Below are 4,435 nucleotides of genomic sequence, written 5' to 3' on the forward strand. Positions count from 1 at the left end.
ATATCAGAAAATTCGTTCAACTTGATTGAAATCTAAAAATATATTCATTGACTTTTACAGTTATTTTTTATGCAACGCTAGTGATGAAATTACAAAAGTTACTCATGTGGGTAATTATGGGTGCGTTGAGCAGCGCCCAGAAACTAGGCGACTTCATGAATCACCCTAATCTAAGTCATCATAGTCTTGCAAGCTTACCGTGATTCCTTTATTTCCGTTGACTTACTACAGTCGCTACGTTTCTAATCGGACGTTTGTGCTTTTGTTCTTATACTTGGATATAAATGACTAAAAGATTAGGAAACAGAGAAATTGGAACTAATTATATTGAAGTTATTACGCAGGTTACGGAGAGAATTTCAGTAAGGGAGATGGAGAAATCTATAATGTTGTTATCTTTTTTTAGGAACAGTACACTCTTTTCATGGTACGAATTCAGAGAATATCTGAAAAAAAATGATAACATTAATCATGAGTTAACCTTAGACATTCGTTAATTATGATTGTCTTTTTATTTAGGAGGATGTTACAAACCTGGAGCTAAAAGTAAGAGCTATTCCGTAAGTATTAAATCAGATGAACATAGCGAACAGGCAAAGTTCCAGGAAACAGATTATTTTAAAGAAAAATCAAAAGAACGCTATAAAATTGAAGCTAAAAATAGTGAATTAAAACATAGACACGGGTATGATGTTTCAAAATCCTCGGGTCTAGTTGGCATGGAAATGCAAGGAGCCATGGCTATATTTACCGTAAATCTAAAACGGATATTGAAGCTAATGGGTTAAAAATAAGCAAAATATAATAGATAAATTAGTAAAAAGACGACTCTAAATTTTTAAAAAAGAATTTGAGTCGTCTTTTTTATAACAAATTTCAAGTTTCACTGAAAAATCATAAGATTTTCAGTGGCCTCCGTTCTATTAGTAGTTTTTTTAACTTTTCCGGATCCTCTAGAGTAGCTTGATTACTTAAATACTTCGCTGCTTCCTTATTTTTTTCTTGTCAGCATTTATTTACTTCATTTTTTCAATTTCTACTTTTTTGGATGGTCAGCCAAGGTTCATAAGCAGTTATATTGAAATGACGGAGGCTATTTTTTGGCTTTTTTAGAAACGTATTTTGTAATGTTAAAGGCGATCACCGTACCAACTTCTATCTTACTTCTGATTTGCAAACCTGTTCCAAAACTTTCAATTAGTCTTCTATTCGTATTTTTGATCCCTACTCCTGTAAAATCGATTGAATCAATGCGTTTAATAGAACGAATGACGTCATTGCTCATTCCAACTCCATCATCTTTAATGATAACTCGTAAATAATCATATTTCTTAAAAACTTTAATTTCAATTGTTCCACCAGAAGTCCGTTGCATAATCCCGTGTTTTATTGCATTTTCAACAATTGGTTGAATTGTCAGCGTTGGTAGATAAAAACCTTCTACATCATCTACTTTCCAATGAACTTTTAATTTGTTGCCAAACCTTACTTTTTCTATATACAGATAGGATTCTACAACGGAAATTTCCTCTTCAAAAGGTGTCCATTTATTAAAGGAATCAGAGTCAAATTTACTCCGTAGAAATTCACTAAATTGATCTACCAATCGACGCATTTTTTCAACGTCTACAATGCTTAGTGCATTGATGGAATTTAAAGTATTAAATATAAAATGTGGTTGTATTTGTGCTTGTAACCATTTTGCTTCCATTGCTGATTTCAATTCCTGCCTCATTTGATAGGATAAAGCAAGTCCTAATCCTAAAGGCCATCCAATGTAAAAAGGGAGAATAAATAGAACTAACAAAACTTGGAATGAATGTTGTGTTGGTCCAATTAGTTGCCCCTCGATTTGACCGCTAAATGCTAAATACCATCTATAAGAAAAAACTGGGATGATCAAAACGACTGAAACAGCTGTATATAAATGTACTAAAAATTGAACTTTATTTGTTTTAAAGAGTATAGCAACTATCGCAATTACTGCAACGAGTACGACAATAAAATCATGGTAAAGATATCTTGCAGTAGGATTTGTTTGATTTATAAACGACATGATAACGGATAACAGAATTAACGCTATTATTAGTTTTTGTCTTTTTCTTTCATTACCAAAATCGCGAAATCTAAGGATACCCTCCATTAATAGAATTGCACCGATCAATGTACAACAATTGTTTAAGAATGTGATCAAACTTCCATCTAAAAAATATATACTAATAAAGCTTACAAACCAACTAACAGACGACCAAGTCCACAAAGCAGGCCCTTTTACCATAGGGTTAATTCTCCATAAAACAATCATTAATATTAATCCCATAAAATTAATGATACCAACAACTAGTAGAAGCGTTGCTAGATCAAGTGCCATATAAGCCTCCAATTAATTCGATAGATTATTAGTTTATTGATCCTTCATTTCTCCACTTTCTAATTATGATGAACTCATTTATAATAACACTCATATTACATGTTCGAAACAAACAAATTAAATATTGATTTTCCTTGCCTAATCAAGCAAGTTCATTTTCCCCTTCGGAACGATTATCAAGTGTTGCTAAAGGTCCTAACAATAAGGAGAGCAAGAACTAATTTAAGCTAGTTCTGTTTTTGCCTTGTTCAATACCTGTATTAGTCAAAGATATCTGCACAAGTTCATAAAGCTTCACTAATTGGCGAATGAACTTATTTCTTGATGATTTTTTATCTGGTTTCTAATTTTCTAATGTATGTTAGATAACAGTAAAATAAAGTTTGCTTATTTTATTAAAATTATTTAACAAAAGCAACCTTTACTGTAAGTACATTCCAAATAGATGTCGATTGAATGTATAGTATCTTTGTTCAACAACTATCTAATTTTCAATATTATTTTCCCTTTCGCCCTTCCAGACTCCACATATTCCATCGCTATTTGGGCATCTTCAAATGGCAAAACTCTATCAATTATAGGTTTGATTTTACCGGTCTCAATATAGTTTGCGATTATACGTAATTGCTCTCCACTTGGCTTCATAAACAAAAATGTATATGGCGCATTATGTTTTTTTTCAAGCGTAGTAAGTTTATGGCCTGCTACTGAAAACAACAATGTTTTAAAAAATCCAGAACCATATTCTTTACCAAAACGAGCATTCGGTAATCCTGAAACAGAAACTATCTTTCCTCCGCTCCTTATCACTTCAAATGATCTTTCCAGTATCTCGCCACCCAGTGTATCAAATACGGCATCATATTTTTTCAAGATCTCTTCAAATTTTTCTGTCTTGTAATTTATAACTTCATCTGCACCAAGTGATTTTACTAAGTTCGCGCCAGCTTCACTGGCGGTCGTTGCAACGGTGGCACCTACTAATTTGGCCAGTTGAATAGCAAATGTACCGACACCTCCAGCCCCAGCTTGAATTAAAATCTTTTGTCCCTTTTGTAGATCCAAAATGTCTATTAGTGCTTGATAGGAGGTTAACCCAATTAGTGGGATCGATGCTGCTTCTTCAAAGCTCAAATTTTTAGGTTTTAAGGCGATATCATCTTCATGAATAGCAATAAATTCAGCAAAAGTACCCATTTTGCTTTTACGTGGACGTGCATATATTTCGTCACCAACTTTAAAACGAGTTACCTTTGCGCCAACCTTTGCAACGACACCAGAAAAGTCATTCCCTAAAATAAGTGGCATTTTATATTTAACTAACAATTTCACTTTCCCATCGCGTATCTTAAAATCAACAGGATTAATACTAGCTGCATGAATTTCTGCAAGTACCTCATATTCATCAATTTCAGGTGTGGGCATTTCTGCCAAACGCATTGGCACTTTTCCATACCTATCAATAACCATTGCTTTCATAGCCTATACCTCCAAATAATGTGTGTGTTAAATTCCATCATTATTAATAAAACTTCTGCATGAAATGATCAATATTCAACACAAGCGTTTTTAATAAATCTAATTCTGTACATACATTAATATAATAAAAATTTTTTGTCCCTTCTTTACGCATTAAAATCACACCTGCTTCTCGCAAAACCTTAAGATGATGGGACACAGCAGGTCGAGAAAGATGTGTCTGTTCAGTGATTTCACCCACACGTAATCCTGTTTGACAATCAGTTCCCATTAGAACTAACAAGATTGATTGACGTGTTTCATCACCAATTGCCAAAAGTACTTTTTGACATTTAATAAAATCCTCTTTGATTATATTTAGTTGATCCTGTTTATTCATTCAATAAAATACCTCCAAAATCAGTTTAATGGTTTAAGTTGATAAACCATATTAATAAAAACAACAGTATACTATTGTTATGTTAGATGCAATATTGAGAAAGCAAATCGAGACGAAGATATTTTAGGGGCATTCCTGTAAGGGAGAAATTTGAGGGGATATCGAAGCAGAGTCCGGATGCATAAAAAAAGCCCTCTTGGTACGAT

Annotated in this window: 3 protein-coding genes and 1 pseudogene; 1 reads left to right on the top strand and 3 read right to left on the bottom strand. The window is 33.1% G+C overall.

The window, feature by feature from the left end:
• Positions 1-521 precede the first annotated feature (521 nt).
• Positions 522-788 (top strand): annotated as a pseudogene (locus Q1A47_RS20045) (transposase); the annotation flags it as partial.
• Positions 789-1,093: 305 nt separating this feature from the next.
• Here the strand turns inward: Q1A47_RS20045 and Q1A47_RS20050 are convergent.
• From Q1A47_RS20050 to Q1A47_RS20060, 3 genes are all read right to left on the bottom strand, one after another.
• A complete protein-coding gene (locus Q1A47_RS20050; RefSeq protein ID WP_166531043.1) occupies positions 1,094-2,371 on the bottom strand; it encodes a sensor histidine kinase in 1,278 nt (425 codons plus the stop codon).
• A gap of 480 nt (positions 2,372-2,851) precedes the next feature.
• Complete coding sequence (locus tag Q1A47_RS20055) at positions 2,852-3,850, bottom strand: NADP-dependent oxidoreductase (protein ID WP_166531042.1); 999 nt, start codon at positions 3,848-3,850, stop codon at positions 2,852-2,854.
• A 43-nt stretch (positions 3,851-3,893) separates the two neighbouring features.
• Positions 3,894-4,229: a helix-turn-helix transcriptional regulator gene (locus Q1A47_RS20060; protein ID WP_121605636.1), complete on the bottom strand. Its 336-nt coding sequence runs from the start codon at positions 4,227-4,229 to the stop codon at positions 3,894-3,896.
• Positions 4,230-4,435 lie beyond the last annotated feature (206 nt).

This window comes from uncultured Virgibacillus sp., assembly GCF_947495635.1.
Classification (GTDB): domain Bacteria; phylum Bacillota; class Bacilli; order Bacillales; family Amphibacillaceae; genus Virgibacillus; species Virgibacillus salarius.